15 protein-coding genes are annotated in these 15,953 nt (G+C 68.1%); 8 read left to right on the top strand and 7 right to left on the bottom strand.

The window, feature by feature from the left end; all coding sequences use genetic code 11:
- Positions 1-6 precede the first annotated feature (6 nt).
- Complete coding sequence (locus AC4BAR_RS05565; RefSeq protein ID WP_490626809.1) at positions 7-1,209, top strand: E22 family MetX-like putative esterase; 1,203 nt, start codon at positions 7-9, stop codon at positions 1,207-1,209.
- A 10-nt stretch (positions 1,210-1,219) separates the two neighbouring features.
- Complete coding sequence (locus tag AC4BAR_RS05560; protein WP_490626808.1) at positions 1,220-2,026, top strand: alpha/beta fold hydrolase; 807 nt, start codon at positions 1,220-1,222, stop codon at positions 2,024-2,026.
- A gap of 15 nt (positions 2,027-2,041) precedes the next feature.
- On the opposite strand, the gene AC4BAR_RS05555 is transcribed toward AC4BAR_RS05560, so the two are convergent.
- Both AC4BAR_RS05555 and AC4BAR_RS05550 read right to left on the bottom strand, forming a co-directional pair.
- Complete coding sequence (locus AC4BAR_RS05555; RefSeq protein ID WP_490626807.1) at positions 2,042-4,513, bottom strand: putative bifunctional diguanylate cyclase/phosphodiesterase; 2,472 nt, start codon at positions 4,511-4,513, stop codon at positions 2,042-2,044.
- 173 nt (positions 4,514-4,686) lie between these two features.
- A complete protein-coding gene (locus tag AC4BAR_RS05550; protein ID WP_490626806.1) occupies positions 4,687-5,889 on the bottom strand; it encodes a YihY family inner membrane protein in 1,203 nt (400 codons plus the stop codon).
- 20 nt (positions 5,890-5,909) lie between these two features.
- On the opposite strand from AC4BAR_RS05550, the gene AC4BAR_RS05545 reads away from it, so the two are divergent.
- Both AC4BAR_RS05545 and AC4BAR_RS05540 read left to right on the top strand, forming a co-directional pair.
- Positions 5,910-6,296 carry a DUF2069 domain-containing protein gene (locus tag AC4BAR_RS05545; RefSeq protein ID WP_490626805.1) on the top strand — a complete coding sequence of 129 codons (387 nt, stop codon included), beginning with the start codon at positions 5,910-5,912 and terminating at the stop codon, positions 6,294-6,296.
- Positions 6,297-6,300: 4 nt separating this feature from the next.
- Complete coding sequence (locus tag AC4BAR_RS05540) at positions 6,301-7,725, top strand: FAD-binding oxidoreductase (RefSeq protein WP_490626804.1); 1,425 nt, start codon at positions 6,301-6,303, stop codon at positions 7,723-7,725.
- 19 nt (positions 7,726-7,744) lie between these two features.
- Here the strand turns inward: AC4BAR_RS05540 and AC4BAR_RS05535 are convergent, their stop codons facing one another.
- Both AC4BAR_RS05535 and AC4BAR_RS05530 read right to left on the bottom strand, forming a co-directional pair.
- Positions 7,745-8,350 carry a hypothetical protein gene (locus AC4BAR_RS05535; protein WP_490626803.1) on the bottom strand — a complete coding sequence of 202 codons (606 nt, stop codon included), beginning with the start codon at positions 8,348-8,350 and terminating at the stop codon, positions 7,745-7,747.
- Positions 8,351-8,411: 61 nt separating this feature from the next.
- A complete protein-coding gene (locus AC4BAR_RS05530; RefSeq protein ID WP_490626802.1) occupies positions 8,412-9,737 on the bottom strand; it encodes a malic enzyme-like NAD(P)-binding protein in 1,326 nt (441 codons plus the stop codon).
- A 215-nt stretch (positions 9,738-9,952) separates the two neighbouring features.
- Between AC4BAR_RS05530 and AC4BAR_RS05525 the strand changes: the two genes are divergently transcribed.
- Genes AC4BAR_RS05525 through xth form a run of 4 tightly spaced genes read left to right on the top strand, consistent with a single transcriptional unit; the run spans position 9,953 to position 12,656 of the window.
- Positions 9,953-10,786 (top strand): thymidylate synthase, encoded by an 834-nt coding sequence (locus AC4BAR_RS05525; RefSeq protein WP_490626801.1) that lies wholly within the window; start codon positions 9,953-9,955, stop codon positions 10,784-10,786.
- Between the two features lie 2 nt (positions 10,787-10,788).
- Complete coding sequence (locus AC4BAR_RS05520; RefSeq protein WP_490626800.1) at positions 10,789-11,280, top strand: dihydrofolate reductase; 492 nt, start codon at positions 10,789-10,791, stop codon at positions 11,278-11,280.
- Position 11,281: 1 nt separating this feature from the next.
- On the top strand, positions 11,282-11,869 hold the full coding sequence (locus AC4BAR_RS05515) for a DUF4337 domain-containing protein (RefSeq protein ID WP_490626799.1): 588 nt from the start codon (positions 11,282-11,284) through the stop codon (positions 11,867-11,869).
- Positions 11,870-11,879: 10 nt separating this feature from the next.
- Positions 11,880-12,656 carry an exodeoxyribonuclease III gene (xth, locus tag AC4BAR_RS05510; RefSeq protein WP_490626798.1) on the top strand — a complete coding sequence of 259 codons (777 nt, stop codon included), beginning with the start codon at positions 11,880-11,882 and terminating at the stop codon, positions 12,654-12,656.
- Between the two features lie 62 nt (positions 12,657-12,718).
- On the opposite strand, the gene ntrC is transcribed toward xth, so the two are convergent.
- Genes ntrC through AC4BAR_RS05495 form a run of 3 tightly spaced genes read right to left on the bottom strand, consistent with a single transcriptional unit; the run spans position 12,719 to position 15,879 of the window.
- Complete coding sequence (gene ntrC, locus AC4BAR_RS05505; protein ID WP_490626797.1) at positions 12,719-14,260, bottom strand: nitrogen regulation protein NR(I); 1,542 nt, start codon at positions 14,258-14,260, stop codon at positions 12,719-12,721.
- A 28-nt stretch (positions 14,261-14,288) separates the two neighbouring features.
- Positions 14,289-15,389 carry a nitrogen regulation protein NR(II) gene (gene glnL / locus AC4BAR_RS05500; RefSeq protein ID WP_490626796.1) on the bottom strand — a complete coding sequence of 367 codons (1,101 nt, stop codon included), beginning with the start codon at positions 15,387-15,389 and terminating at the stop codon, positions 14,289-14,291.
- The gene (locus AC4BAR_RS05495; RefSeq protein ID WP_490626795.1) at positions 15,379-15,879 is read right to left on the bottom strand and encodes a hypothetical protein; all 501 of its coding nucleotides are present in this window, start codon (positions 15,877-15,879) and stop codon (positions 15,379-15,381) included. The genes glnL and AC4BAR_RS05495 overlap by 11 nt, the downstream gene beginning before the upstream one ends.
- Between the last annotated feature and the right edge of the window lie 74 nt (positions 15,880-15,953).

The following is a 15,953-nucleotide window of genomic DNA, read 5'->3' as shown; positions in this document are numbered from 1 at the left end:
CCCCCGATGCGAAACCGCCTGCTCCCTAGCGCCTGCGCCCTGCTGTTGGTGCTGTTCTCGGCCGCTGCCGTGCCGGTGCTGCACGCGCAGACCAGCGCCCCGGCCGCCGCGCCGCTGCTCACCGAAAAGAAGGTCTTCACCCTGTCCAGCTACACCACTGTGGGCGGGGCCACGCTCAAGCAGGTCAAGGTGGGTTACGAGACCTACGGCCAGCTCAACGCGGCCGGCGACAACGCCGTCTTTGTGGCCCATTTCTTCAGCGGCAATTCCCACGCCGCCGGACGCTACGCGGCCGCCGACGCCGCCCCCGGCTACTGGGACAGCCTGATCGGCCCGGGCAAGCCCATCGACACCACCAAGTACTTCGTGGTCAGCGCCGACACCCTGTCCAACCTCAACACCAAAGACCCCCGGGTCACCACCACCGGGCCGTCCACCGTCAACCCCGACACCGGCAAGCCCTATGGCCTGGCCTTTCCCGCCATCGCCATGCGCGACTCGGTGCGGGTGCACCGCGCGCTGCTGGATTCGCTGGGCGTGAAGAAACTGCAGGCCGCGGCCGGCGCCTCGGGCGGCGCGATCCAGGCCATGGACTGGGCGGCGCTCTACCCCGGCTATGTGGACCGCGTGGTGCATGTGATCGGCCCCGGCTTTGCGATGAGCGCCTGGACCCTGGGCCTGCTGGAGGCCTGGGCCGCCCCGATCCGCCAGGACCCCAAGTGGAACGGCGGCGACTACTACGGCCGCGAGGAGCCACGCGAGGGTGTGGCCCAGGCGCTCAAGCTGGTGACGCTGACCGCCCGCCACTGGGGCTGGGCCGACAAAACCTTTGGCGCCAAACCCGCCGACCCGGTCAAGCCACCGGCCGCCGCGCTGGACAACCGCTTCGCCATCGAAGACGGGCTGACCAAGGCCGGCTTTGCCCGCGCCGCCACCACCGACGCCAACCATTTCCTTTACATGGCCAAGGCCAACCAGCTCTACAACGTGGAGGCGGAGCTGCCGGCCATGCGGGCCCGCATCCTGTTTGTGCCGGCGCAGAGCGACCTGGTGTTTCCGCCCGAGTTCAGCCGCCAGGCGGCGGCGCGCTACCGGGCCCTGGGCCAGAGCGCCGAGGTGGTGGAGATCGAGGGCGACGGCGGCCACCTGGACGGTGTGCTCAACGTCGCCAAGGCCGGCGAAGCCATCCGCAACTTCCTGGCCAAGTGAGCCCTGCCCCATGCTGCTGACCGTTCAAGGCCATTCCCTGTACGCCTACACCGGCGGCAAAGCTTTCGACCCGGCCCAGCCCACGGTGGTCTTCGTCCACGGTGTGCTGAACGACCACAGCGTCTGGGGCTTGCAGAGCCGCTCGCTGGCCCACCATGGCTGGAACGTGCTGGCCATCGACCTGCCCGGCCATGGCCGCAGCGCCGGTGCGCCGCCGGCCTCGGTGGAGGACGGCGCCCAGGCGGTGCTGGCCCTGCTGGACGCCGCCGGCGTGGTCAAGGCCGCACTGGTGGGCCACAGCTGGGGTTCGCTGATCGCGCTGGCCGCCGCGGCCCAGGCGCCCGAGCGGGTCAGCCATCTGGTGATGGTGGGCACGGCGTTTCCGATGCGGGTCTCGCCGGCGCTGCTGGAGAACGCGGTCAAGGCACCGCTGCAGGCCATCGACATGGTCAACACCTTCTCGCACTCGATGCTGGCGCCGCCGCCGTCGGCGCTGGGGCCGGGCACCTGGCTCAAGGGCGGCTCACGGGCCTTGATGCGCCGGGTGCTGGCCAGCAACACCCAGGTCAATGTGTTCCACACCGGCTTTCTGGCCTGCGACAGCTACCAAGGGGGCGACGCCGCGATGGCCCAGGTGCCCTGCCCGGTGCTGTTTGTGCTGGGCCGGCAAGACCAGATGACGCCGCCCAAGGCCGCACAGTCCCTGCAAAAAGCCGCCAAGAATGGCCAGACCGTGCTGCTGAACGCTGGCCATTCACTGATGACCGAGGCCCCTGACGGGGTATTGTTCGCGCTGACGGATTTTCTGGCCCGCTGAGCGGGCCGCCCGCCCTCAGCCGGCCGCGGTGGCGGTGTCGGCCAGCAAGGGGCGTGCGGGTGCGGGCATGTGGTCGTTGACCCAGTCCACCAGCGCGTCCTTGGGCATGGGCTGGCTGAACAGATAGCCCTGGCCGAGGTCGCAACCGTGGGCCATCAGGTAGTCGTGCTGGGCCTGGTTTTCAATGCCCTCGGCAATCACCATCATGCCCAGGCTGTGGGCGATGGAAATGATGGCGGTGCTGACCACCGAGGCGTTGCGGCCATGCGGCAGTTCCTGCACAAAGGACTGGTCGATCTTGATCCAGTCCACCGTGTAGCGGGTCAGGTAGGACAGGCTGGAATAGCCGGTGCCGAAATCGTCGATGGACAGCGACACGCCCATGGCCCGCAGCGTGCTCAAGGTGTTGGCGGTGCTGTCCGAGTCCTGCATGAAGATGCCCTCGGTGATCTCCAGCTCCAGCAGGTTGGGTTCCAGGCCGCTGTCGCGCAGCGCTTCGGCCACCAGGTCGGGCAGGTCGGGCTGGGCAAACTGGGCCGGGCTCAGGTTGACGGCCACGCCCAGGCGCCGGCCCAGCCGGCGCTGGATCTCGGCCGCCTCGTGGCAGGCGGTGTTCAACACCCAGCGGCCCAGCGGCTGGATGAGGCCACATTCCTCGGCCACGCTGATCATCTGGGCCGGTGACACCGGGCCCAGGTCGACGTTCTGGCAGCGCAGCAGCGCCTCCATGCCCATGATGTCGCCGCTCTCCAGGTCGAACTGCGGCTGGTACTGCAGCGACAGCTCGCCCCGCTCCATGGCCTGGCGCAGTGCCGCCTCCACCACCATGCGGTCGGTGTTGCGGTGCATCATCTGCTTGTCGAACAAGCGGTAGGTGTTGCGGCCGGCGGCCTTGGCCTCGTACATCGCGGCGTCGGCGTTTTTCAGCAGCTCGGCGTTGTCGGTGCCGTCGTTGGGCATCACGGCCACGCCGATGCTGGCCGTCACCTGCAGCTCGTGCGGGCCCTCCACCAGCGGCTCTTCCAGCCGGTGCTTGATGAGCCGGGTGATGCGTTCGATGTCGATGGCGTTGCCCATGCCGTCCAGCAGCACCACAAACTCGTCGCCGCCCATGCGCGCCACCGTGTCGGACGGCCGCACCGAAGAACGCAGCCGCTGGGCCACGGTCTGCAGCACGCGGTCGCCCACATGGTGGCCGTAGGAGTCGTTGATGCGTTTGAAATGGTCGATGTCGACCATGATCACCGCCACCCGGCTGCCGCTGCGCAGCGAGCGCGCCACCGACTGCTTGAGCCGGTCGTCCAGCAGCGCGCGGTTGGGCAGCTGGGTCAGCGGGTCGTGGTAGGCCTGATGCCGAATCAACGCCTCGGTCTGTTTGCGCTCGGTGATGTCACAGGCAATGGCCAGAAAACCGGTGATCTCCTGCTCGGTGTTGCGGATGGCGGTGATGGCCACGCTGACCGGCACATGCGAGCCGTCCTTGCGCACATAGGTCCACTCCCGCTCCTCGGCCACGCCCTCGCGGGCCCGCGCCACCAGCACCTCGAAGCCGCTGACGCTGCGGCCCAGGGCCTCGGAGAGCTGGATGCCTTGCCGCACCAGTTCGATGGGGTCGTGAAAGCGGGTCGGTGTGAACTGGTTGACCAGCTCGTCGGCGCGGTAGCCCAGCAGGCGCAGGCCAGCGGGGTTGATGTTCTGGATGCGGCCCGACACGTCGGTGGCGATCACGGCCAGCGTGGTGCTCTCGAAAATGGCGCTCTGCCAGGCCAGCGCCTGGGCCAGCTGCCGCTCCAGCGCCAGGTGGGCACTGATGTCGACCCGCATCACGTAAAAGCCCAGCACCTGGCCGTCTTCGGTGCGGTCGGGCACGTAGTCGAGCTGGAAGTCGGTGTCCTGGCCGGCCACCGCCAGCCGGGCGGTGAAACGCACTGTCTCGCCGGCCAGCGCCCGTTCGGCATAGGGGGCCACCCGGGCGTGATCGCGTGGGCCTAGCACCTCGTCCAGGGTGCGGCCCACCAGCTGGTCCATCGGCCGGCCGGTGCTGCGCTCGTAGGCGGTGTTGCAGTACTGGTAGCGCAGGTCGCGGTCCACATAGGCCATGAAGGCCGGCAGGTGTTCGGTCAGGGTGCGCAGCTGGGCCTTGCGGCGCTGCAGGGTTTGGGTGCGGCGCTGAACCGACTCGGCCATGTGGTTGAAATCGGTCTGCACCCCCACCAACGCCCTTGGGCCCTGGGGTTCGCAGCGGGTGCTCAGGTCGCCCTGGCCCACGGCGCGCAGCGCGGTCTGCAGTTCGACCAGCGAGGGCTGCAGCCGGCGGGTGGCCTGCCACAAGGCCGCACCGCCCAGGCCCAGGGCCACCAGCGGCAACAGCACCACCAGCCATTGCCACAGCCCGTTCAGGCCGGCATGCACACCGGCACCCCAAACGGCCAGACACAACAGCACCACACTCGCAATGCAGAGCCTCAGCAGGGCAGGGATGGACATCGGGGCCTTTCGGGCGCTGGACAACGCCAATGCCCACACCCAGCCGCCTTGGGGGACGGTCAAGGCGTGCAGGGCATGGGTTTGACTCGAGCATAGGCCGCCCGCCGGCGGTGCAAAGGCCGAAATGACGGGCTTTTACCCCGCTCTTTGGCCGCTTGGGGGGTGACAGCGGCTCAAAGCGCCTCGCGCAGCTTCAATTCGGGCAGGCGGCTGCCGAACCACAGCCGGCGGGTGGCCTCGGACGGGTCGAGCAGCAGGCGCCGGGCCAGTGGCGCCAGCAGGGTCTCGTCCGGGTTGGCCAGCAACACAAAGCGGGCCTCCTCGGCGCCGCTGGTGGTGCTGAGCTGGCCCACCCAGTCGAGTGCCATCAGCGTTTCCAGCACCGGCTCCAGTTGCAGGGCGTCCACCTGCAGCTGCCGCACCAGGTTGGACAAGGTCAACCCATGCAAGGCCTGGCCGTTGGGACGGTCCAGCTGCTGCAAGACCTCGATGGCCAGTTGGAACTGCCAGCCATGGGCGGCGCTGCGCCGCACCACCCCGCTGAGCAGGCTGGGCAAGTAGGCCGCCACCACCGCGCCCAGCAGCACGATGACCCAGCCCACATAAATCCACACCAGCATGATGGGCACGGTGGCAAACGCGCCATACACCAGCGAGTAAGTGGGCACCGAGGTGATGTAGACCGCCAGCAGCTTCTTGGCCAGCTCGATGCCGGCCGCGGCAAACACACCGCCGGCGCCGGCATGGCCCCATTTCACATGCGTGTTGGGCACATAGCGGTACATCGCCGCCAGGCCACCGGCCAGCAGGCAAAACTCCACCAGGTCGAGCAGAAAACGCACGCCGCCCGGCAGGCCACCCACCACGTCCTGCGAGGCCGAAATGGCGTAGGAGGTGATGACCAGGCTGGCGCCCAGCACCAGCGGCCCCAGCGTCATCGCCGCCCAGTAAATCAGCACCCGCTGACCCAGCGGCCGGCCCTGGCGCACCCGCCAGATGCGGTTCAGCGTGCGGTCGATGGTGAGCATCAGCGCCACCGCGGTGAACAACAGCAACGCCAGACCGGCCACGCCCAGCTTGTTGGCCTTGCCGGCGAACTGCGTCAAATAGCCCAGCACCTGGCGGGCGATGTTGTCGGGAATCAGGCTCTGGATCAGCCAGGTCTGCAGGGCCACCTGCAATTTGGCAAAAATGGGAAAGGCGGTGAACAGCGCCAGCGCCACGGTGAAAAACGGCACCATGGCCATGGTGGTGGTGAAGGTCAGGCTGCTGGCGGTGACGCCCAGGCTGTCCTCGCGAAAGCGCTCACGCAGCGTGAACAGGGTGGTTTTCCAGGGGAAGCGGGACAGCTCAGCCAACCAATCTTTTGAAATCATCGGGCTATGATGCCATCGCAATGACACATCTCTCTTTCTCGGTGGCGGCCACACGCCGGATGGCGGTGGGCAGCCTGGTCGGTCTGATCGTGCTCGGACTGGCCTGGGAAATGCTGCTGGCGCCGGTGCGGCCCGGTGGTTCGCTGCTGGCGCTCAAGGTGCTGCCGCTGTGCATTCCGCTGGCCGGCCTGCTGAAAAACCGCATGTACACCTACCGCTGGGTCAGCCTGCTGGTGTGGCTGTACTTCATCGAAGGCGCGGTGCGCGCCACCAGCGACCGCACCCCCAGCGCCTACTACGCGATGGCCGAGGTGGTGCTGTGCCTGGTGCTGTTTGCCGCCTGCGCCCTGCATGTGCGGCTGCGCCTCAAAGGGGCGGCGGCGGCCACCCCCGCCCCCAGCGCCTGAACCCATGAACCCGCTGCTGGACCGGCTGCGGCAGACCGTGGGCGCGGCCCATGTGCTGACCGGCGACGGCCTGGCGGCCTGGGAAACCGACTGGCGCCAGCGCTACCACGGCCGGGCCCTGGCCGTGCTGCGGCCGGCGTCCACCGCCGAGGTGGCCCAAGTGGTGCAGGCCTGTGCCGAGGCCGGCGTGGCCATCGTGCCCCAAGGCGGCCACACCGGCCTGGTGGGCGGCGGCACCCCCGATGCCAGCGGCAGCCAGATCGTGCTGAGCCTGCAACGCCTGAACCGGGTGCGTGGCCTGGACGCCGCCAACCTGACGCTGACCGCCGAGGCCGGCTGCATTCTGCAAACCGTGCAGCAGGCCGCCACGGACGCCGGCCTGCTGTTCCCGCTGAGTCTGGCCGCCGAAGGCAGCTGCACCATTGGCGGCAACCTGGCCAGCAATGCCGGCGGCACCCAGGTGCTGCGCTACGGCAACGCCCGCGAGCTGTGCCTGGGGCTGGAGGTGGTGACGGCCCAGGGCGAGGTCTGGCACGGCCTGAGCGGGCTGCGCAAGGACAACACCGGCTACGACCTGAAGCAGCTCTTCATTGGCAGCGAAGGCACGCTGGGCGTGATTACCGCCGCCACGCTGAAGCTCTTTCCCCAACCCGCCGCCACGCTGGCCGCCTGGGCGGTGGTGCCCAGCCTGCAGGCCGCGGTGGACCTGCTGGGCCTGGCCCACCAGCACCTGGGCGCCGGCCTGACCGGCTTCGAGGTCATGGGCGCGCAGGCCCTGGCCCTGGTGCGCCGCCACCTGCCGCAGTTGCGCATGCCCTTCGCCGACCTGCCGCCGGGCGCTGACGCGCCTTACCGCGTGCTGCTGGACCTGGCCGACAGCGAATCACAAGCCCATGCCCGCGAACGGCTGGAATCGCTGCTGGAGGCCGCACTGGACCGCGGCTGCCTGAGTGACGCGGTGGTGGCCGACAGCCTGGCCCAGGCCCAGGCCTTCTGGCACCTGCGCGAAGGCATCCCGCTGGCCCAGGCCCAGGAGGGCCTGAACATCAAACACGACATCGCCCTGCCCGTCTCGCGCATCCCGGCCTTTTGCGCCGCGTGCGACGTGCTGCTGCAGCAGCGGCTGCCTGGCGTGCGCCTGGTGAATTTTGGCCACCTGGGCGACGGCAACCTGCACTACAACGTGCAGGCCCCCGAAGGCCAGGACGCCGCGGCCTTTCTGCGCCAGCACGAGGGCCAGGTCAATGCCCTGGTCTACGAGGCCGTGGCCCGCCATGGCGGCAGCTTCTCCGCCGAGCATGGGGTGGGCGCACTGAAGGTCGATGAACTGGTCCGCTACAAAGCCCCCGAGGCGCTGGCGATGATGCGCGCGATCAAGGGCGCGCTGGACCCGCGGGGCGTGATGAACCCGGGGCGGGTGCTGGGCTAGACCGGGCCGGGGCCGGCCCTCAGCCGCCCGTCAGCCGGCTGTAGCCCGCTCGCGTGTCCGCCGACACCGCCGCCAGCACCTGCTCATGGCTGCTCTGGTGGCGGGCCAGCAGCCGGGCCGAGGCGGTGGCCTGCGAGCGGCAAAACCAGTGGCAGCTGTGCTGCAACAGCAGCAGCTCGGCAGAAAAGCCGAAGGCATGGGCCTTGGGGTCCACGTCCTCGGGCGCGTCGGCCAGCCTTTGCAGGCCGGTGGCGTGCAGGCGCAGCAGGTCGCGCATGTCGAAGGTCTGGCTGGGAAACAAGCGGTCGGCGTAGGCGATGGCCACCGGCAGGCGACTGACGCGGGTGTGTAACACGTCGACCTTGGCAAAGTCGCCCGCGACCTGGCCCAGCTGGCTGGCCAGGTCGCGCTCGGCGCTGCGCATCAGCGCCAGAACGGCGCGCTGGCGTTCGGCATCGGCCTCGCCCAAAGCGCGCTGGTAGCCGTCCATCACGGTTTCCATCAGTTTTTCCAGCCGGTGGCGGCCCAGGAAATGGCCCAGCAGGGCGATGCGCTGGCGCTGCTGGCGGGTTTTCAGCACCCAGGCGCCCACCAGCAAGGGGGCCAACAGAAGCAATGTGTTCATGTGCAATGGAAAGCGGTGGCGAACGGCAGACCCCGCCTGCCGCAGCCCGGGTGGAGGGGGTTCAGGCCTGGGTCTGGGCGGCCAGCCGCTGCAGGCGCTGGCGGTAGGCCTTGGCGTCAAAGGGCCGGCGGGCCACACCGCTGTCGACCGCAGCCTGGGCCACGCAGAGCGACACCGCTTCCAGCAACCTGGGGTCGAGCAGCGTGGGCAGCAGCTTGGCGGGGCCGAAGTCGGCGTCGCTGCGGGCCAACTCGGCCAGCGCACGCACCGCGGCCTGCTTCATCGCGCCGTTGATTTGCCGCACGCCGGTGTCGAGCGCGGCACGGAACAAATAGGGGAAACACAGGGCGTTGTTGACCTGGTTGGGGTAGTCGGAGCGGCCGGTGGCGGTGATGGCCAGGGGCGCCACCGCGGCCACCCGCTCGGGCCGGATCTCGGGCTCGGGGTTGGACAGGCTGAACACCACCGGCGGCTGGGCCATGCTCAGCACCATGGCCTCGTCCACCAGGCGGGGGCCGGACAGGCCCAGGAACACATCGGCGCCCACCAGGGCGTCGGCCAGCGTGCGGGCGGCGGTGGGCCGGGCCCAGGCGCCCTTCTCGCCGTCGTCGCCGGGAGCGTGGCGGCCCTCAAAGATCACGCCGCGCGAGTCGCAGACCAGGGTCTTGGCCGGGTCCAGGCCCACCCCCACCAGCAGCTCCAGGCAGGCGATGGCCGCGGCACCGGCGCCGTTGCAGACCAGACGCACGTCCTGCAGGCGTTTGCCCTGCAGGTGCAGCGCGTTCATCAGGCCGGCGGCCACCACGATGGCCGTGCCATGCTGGTCGTCATGGAAGACCGGGATGTCCAGCCGCTCGCGCAGCACCCGCTCGATGTGGAAGCATTCCGGGGCCTTGATGTCCTCCAGGTTGATGCCGCCAAAGGTGGGATGCAGGCTGGCCACGATGTCGATCAGCTTCTGCGGGTCGTTCTCGTCGATCTCGATGTCGAAGGCGTCAATGCCGGCAAAGCGCTTGAACAGCACCGCCTTGCCCTCCATCACCGGTTTGCTGGCCAGCGCGCCGATGGCGCCCAGGCCCAGCACCGCGGTGCCGTTGCTGATGACGGCCACCAGGTTGCCCTTGGCGGTGTACTCGTAGGCCAGCGCGGGGTCGCGGGCAATTTCTTCACAGGGCGCGGCCACGCCGGGCGAATAGGCCAGCGACAGGTCGTCCTGGCCGGCGACCTGCTTGGTGACCGCGATGGCCAGCTTGCCGGCGGTGTCGCCGCCATGCTGGGGCCGGTGGTAGGCCAGTGCGGCCTGTTGCAGGGCGGTCAGCGGGTCGGCGGCGGGCTGGAATTGCTGTTGTTGGGCGGCTGGGCCAGCCTCGGGGCGGCTGGCGTTCATTTGGTCGGTCATGGCGGTCGGAATGGCGCGCATTCAGGGCGAGATGGCCCGCGCGGCGAAAAAAGCAAGGGGCGGATTGTCGCAGGACTCGGCCGGCGGGGTTTGGTGCGATGCAGCAAGGCCTTGCCCTGGGGCGCCGGCGGGACGCGGCGGCACACTACACTTCACCCAGCAGCCTGCAGGCCACCCGATTTTTCGCCTTTGTCCAACACCCCATGACCACCCGTCCCGTCCGCTCCCAATACGAGGACTTCATGCGCCATGTGGCGAGCCACGGCGTGTTCAAGCCCGACCGCACCGGCACCGGCACCACCAGCGTGTTCGGCCACCAGATGCGCTTCGATCTGAACGAAGGCTTTCCACTGGTCACCACCAAAAAGGTGCACCTGAAGTCCATCATCCTGGAACTGCTGTGGTTTCTGCGCGGCGACAGCAACGCCAATTGGCTCAAGGAACGCGGCGTGACCATCTGGGACGAGTGGGCACGCGAGGACGGCGACCTGGGCCCGGTCTACGGCGTGCAATGGCGCAGCTGGCCCACGCCAGGCGGCGGCCACATCGACCAGATCGCCGAGGTCATCCAGACCCTGAAAACCAACCCCGATTCGCGCCGCATCATCGTCAGCGCCTGGAACGTGGCCGAGCTGAACAAGATGGCGCTGATGCCCTGCCATGCCTTCTTCCAGTTCTACGTGGCGCCGTCGCAGACCCCGGGCGAGCCGGGCCGCCTGAGCTGCCAGCTGTACCAGCGCAGCGCCGACATTTTTCTGGGTGTGCCCTTCAACATCGCCAGCTACGCGCTGCTGACCCACATGGTGGCCCAGCAATGCGGCCTGGCGGTGGGCGATTTCATCTGGACCGGTGGCGACTGTCACATCTACAGCAACCACAGCGAGCAGGTGGCGCTGCAACTGAGCCGTGCGCCCCTGCCCTACCCCACACTGCACATCAAGCGCCAGCCCGCGTCCATCTTCGACTACGAGTTCGACGACTTCGAGGTGCTGGACTACCAGCACCATCCGGCCATCAAGGCGCCGGTGGCGGTGTGAGCATGGCCCTTCATTTGATCTGGGCACAGGCCCGCAACCGTGTCATCGGCAAGGACGGCGGCATGCCCTGGCATCTGCCGGAAGACCTGGCGCATTTCAAGCGCACCACGCTGGGCAGCCCGGTCATCATGGGCCGCAAGACCTGGGACTCGCTGCCAGCCAAATTCCGGCCCCTGCCCGGTCGGCTGAACGTGGTGGTGACCCGCCAGGCCGACTGGCAGGCCGCAGGCGCGCAGCGGGCCGGCTCGCTGGCCGAGGCCGCCGCCCTGTGCCCGGCCGACGCGGTGGCCTGGGTGATTGGCGGCGCCGACATCTATGCCCAGGCGCTGCCGCTGGCCCAGCGGCTGGTGGTGACCGAGATCGATGCCGACTTTGACGGCGACGCCCATGCCCCGGTGCTGGGCCCCGAGTGGCGGGAAACCGCGCGCCAGACCCTACAGACGGCCAATGGCCTGACCTGCCATTTTGTGATTCACGACAAACGAGGAGAGTGAGATGTCCGGAGGAGGTTTCCACGTGCACGGCCCGCACGACCACGAGCTGGAGCATGCCGCCCAGCATGCCCATGAGTCTGGCGGCGGCAAGATGGTGAACCAGATCGCGATGTTCACCGCCATCATCGCCACCGTGGGCGCGCTGTTCGCCTACATGGGGGGCGCCACCCAGGCCAACGCCGGCCTGTTCAAGAACAACGCGGCCATCAAGAAAACCGAGGCCTCCAACCAGTGGAATTACTACCAGTCCAAGAGCACCAAGCAGTCGCTGGCCGAACTGGCCCGTGACCTGTCGCCCGAGGACAAAAAGGCCACTTACCAGGGCAAGGCCGAACGCTACGAGAAGGAAAAGGCCGAGATCAAGCTGGCCGCCGAGAAGCTCGAAGCCGAGGCCACCGAGTGGGACAAGAAAAGCGACGAGCAGATTCACCAGCACCACCGCTGGGCCCAGGCCACCACCGTGCTGCAGGTGGCGATCGCGCTGGCCGCCATCGCCTTGCTGAGCCACAAGAAATGGCTGGAGTACGCGATGTTTGTCACCGGCGGCGTGGGCGTGCTGGTGGGCGTGCTGGCCGCACTGCACATCTGAGGCCGGCGCCATGACCCAAATCGCCACCTGGAACGTCAACTCGCTGGGCGTGCGCCTGCCGCAGGTGCTGGACTGGCTGGCCACCAACCCGGTGGACCTGCTGTGCCTGCAGGAGCTGAAGCTGCCCGACGAGAAGTTCCCGCAGGCCGAGCTGGCCGCTGCCGGCTACCAGGCCGTGTGGCTGGGCCAGAAGACCTACAACGGCGTGGCCATGCTGAGCCGCAGCCCAATGACCGAGGTGGTGCGCAACATCCCCGGTTTTGCCGACGAGCAGGCCCGGGTGATCGCCGCCACCGTGGCCACGCCGCAAGGCCCGCTGCGGGTGATCAACGGCTATTTCGTCAACGGCCAGGAGCCGGGTTCGGAAAAGTTTGCCTACAAGATGGCCTGGCTGACCGCGCTGCACGACTGGGTGCGCAGCGAGATGGCGCAGCACGCCAATCTGGTGCTGCTGGGCGATTTCAACATCGCCCCGGAAGACCGCGACTCTTACGACCCCGAGGGTTTGCGCGAGACCATCCACCACACCACCGAGGAGCGAACCCATTTCCAGGCCCTGCTGGACCTGGGCCTGCACGACGCCTTCCGCGCCTTCGAGCAGCCGCCCAAAAGCTTTTCGTGGTGGGATTACCGGATGCTGGGCTTCCAAAAAAACCGCGGCCTGCGCATCGACCACATCCTGGTCAGCGCGCCACTGAAACCGCTGCTGCAGGCCTGCACGGTGGACCGGGCGCCGCGCAAATGGGAAAAGCCCAGCGACCACGCGCCGGTGGTGGTGACGTTTTAAGGCTGGGTGCCTGGCTCAGGCAGGAGCCAGAAAAAAAGGACGCTGGCCAGCGTCCTTTTTTTTCACTCCAGACCGAGTTCCTGGATCTTACGGGTGATGGTGTTGCGGCCGATGCCCAGCTTCTGAGCGGCCTCGATGCGGCGGCCCCGGGTGTTGGACAAGGCGGTCAGGATCAACTTGGACTCGAAGCGCCGGGTCAACTCGTCCCACACATCGTGCCGGCCGGTGGCCAGCAACTCCAGCGCCTCGGCTTCCAGGCCCAGTTCCCAGCCCGTGCTGGCACCGCCCACCGGGCTGCGCAGCGCCACCACCGCGGCGTGCAGCGGGTCGGCCAGGGCGGCCTCTTCGGTGCGGCCCAGCAGCGTGGGGCCCTCGGTGGCCAGCACCGCAGCCTCCACCGCGTCGGGCCGTGCCCCGGGCTCGATGGGCAGCGCCTGGATTTCGGGCGGCAGGTCTTTGCGTTCGATCACCTGGGCCGGCGCCATCACGGTCAACCAGTGGCAGATGTTTTCCAGCTGGCGCACATTGCCGGGGAAACCAAAGCCCCCCAGCTGGGCCAGCGCCGCGTCGGAAATGCGCTTGGGCTCCACCCCCAGCTGCTTGGCGCTTTGCTGCAGGAAATGGCGGGTCAGCATGGGCACGTCTTCGCGGCGCTCGCGCAGCGCCGGCAGGCGCAGGCGGATCACGTTGAGGCGGTGGAACAAATCCTCGCGGAACACGCCTTCCTTGACGCGCTGCTCCAGGTCCTGGTGGGTGGCGGCAATCACCCGCACATTGGCCTTGACGGCGTTGTGGCCGCCGACGCGGTAGAAATGGCCGTCGCTCAGCACCCGCAGCAGCCGGGTCTGCAGGTCGAACGGCATGTCGCCGATTTCGTCGAGGAACAGCGTGCCGCCTTCGGCCTGCTCGAAGCGGCCGCGGCGCATGGTCTGGGCGCCAGTGAAGGCGCCGCGCTCGTGGCCGAACAGCTCGCTCTCCAGCAGGTCCTTGGGAATGGCGGCGGTGTTGATGGCCACGAACGGCCCGTTGGCGCGCGGCGAATGCTTGTGCAACGCACGCGCCACCAGCTCCTTGCCCGAGCCGGATTCGCCGGTGATCATCACCGTGACGTTGCTCTGGCTGAGCCGACCGATGGCACGGAACACGTCCTGCATCGCCGGCGCCTGGCCCAGCATCTCGGGCGCGGCGGCCATGCGTTCCTCGGCCACCTCTTCGCGCTGGCTTTCTTCCACCGCGCGGCGGATCAGCTCGATGGCCTTGGGCAGGTCAAAGGGCTTGGGCAGGTACTCGAAGGCCCCGCCCTGAAAGGCCGAGACCGCGCTGTCGAGGTCGGAGAAGGCGGTCATGATGATGACTGGCAGACCGGGGTGTTTTTCCTTCACCTTGGCCAGCAGGTCCAGACCGGAACCACCGGGCATGCGGATGTCGCTGACCAGGATTTGGGGGCCGTAGTGCTCGGGGTCGTCATCGCTGACCGCCTCGAGGGCTTGCAGCACCTCGCGGGGGTTGGTGAAACTGCGGGTGGGAAGGTCTTCCCTCAGCAGGGCCTTCTCCAGCACGAAGCGGATGGACTGGTCATCGTCAACGATCCAAATCGGCTTCATGTGTGTGGTCACCTCGGGTGTGTCTCGGTTATGGCAATGGGATCAACAGCTTGAAATCTGTTCGCCCCGGCACACTTTCACACTCGATCAAGCCATGGTGCTGTTGCACGAAGGTTTGCGCGAGCGTCAGACCCAACCCCGATCCGCCCTCCCTGCCCGACACCAGCGGGTAGAAAATGCGGTCCTTGATCGCGTCGGGCACGCCGGGCCCGTTATCGATCACATGCAATTCCAGTGCCAGTCGGTAGCGGTGCTTGCCGAAAGTCACCTGCCGCGCGATGCGGGTGCGAAAAATCAGCTGCCCTTCGCCGGTGGCGATCTGGTCGGCCAGGGCCTGGCAGGCGTTGTGCGCGATGTTCAGCACCGCCTGAATCAGCTGCTCGCGGTCGCCGCGAAACTCGGGGATGGAGGTGTCGTAGTCGCGCACCACCCGCAGGCCGCGCGGGAACTCGGCGGTGATCAGCGAACGCACCCGCTCACAGACCTCGTGGATGTTGACGTCGCCCACCACATGCGGCCGGCGGTGCGGCGCCAGCAGGCGGTCGACCAGGGTCTGCAGCCGGTCGGCCTCGTGGATGATGACCCGGGTGTACTCCTTCAGGTCCTTGGAGTCGATCTCCATCTCCAGCAACTGGGCCGCGCCGCGGATGCCGCCCAGCGGGTTCTTGATCTCGTGGGCCAGGTTGCGGATCAGCTCCTTGTTGGCCTGGGCCTGGTCGATCAGCCGCTCCTCGCGGTCTTGTTTGGCCTGCTGCTCCAGCGGCAGTAGCTCGACGACGATCTCACCCGGCCGCTCGGTCTGGGCCACGATCACATGCACCGGCAAGGGCTCATGGTGGTGGCGCTTGAGCCAGGCGTCGTAGCGCAGCGCGGCAAACTCGTTGCTGCCGGCGCCCTGCAAGGCGTTGCGAAGCAGCTGGGGCTCTGTGAAACACTCGGTGAGCTGCGAGCCCTCGATGGTGCGGCGCGAGGTGCCCAGCGCGTCTTCCAGCGCGGCGTTGGCAAACAGCACCTGGCCGTCGGTGCGCACCACGGCCACCAGCGTGGCCAGCAGGTCCAGCGGCTGAAACCAGCTGTGGGCGGAAGCGGCCTTTTTCACCCCGCCGTTGGCGGCCGGCTTAGCGGCCACCGGGGGTCCCGAGCCGGGCCAGTTCGCGTTTGATGCCGGCGATGTCGCTGTCGCCACGGGCAATGGCGGCCTTCATCTCGGCCACCCTGTCAAGGTACTTCTGGTAGTTGCGGGCCTCACCGCCCTGCTTCTCCGGCTCGCCGTTGTTGTACTCGCGCAGCAGGTCGGCCTGACGGGCCTCGGCGCGCTTGAGTTCGGCCTCTAGGATGGCGCGCGAATCGCTGTCGCGGGCCCGCTGCTCGTCATTGCCCACCTTCTGGGCCGCGGTGCCGCTGGCCGCCGGGGCGGCGCCTTTGCCGTTCTGCACCCGGGTGCCCTGGATGACGGTGACGTTGCCGCCTTCAATGGGCTTGCAGTCCTTGGATTTGGCCGCTGACGGGTTGTTGGTGTATTCGTTGCCGCAACGGTAGACGCGCTCTTGCGCCTGGCTGCTGCCCATGCCGGCCAGGGCCAGCAGCGTCAGCATGATCAATGGGGTGGTTTTCGACATTCGCTCGCCCGCAAATCAAAAATGCATTGTCGGTCAGCCACCGTCGCTGTGAAAGTGGCAGGGAATGTGGGGGC

The sequence above is a fragment of the Rhodoferax sp. SPJ4 genome (assembly GCF_058216275.1).
The sequence above is the reverse complement of the archived record's forward strand: the minus strand, read 5'-3'. Positions and strand labels throughout refer to the sequence as shown.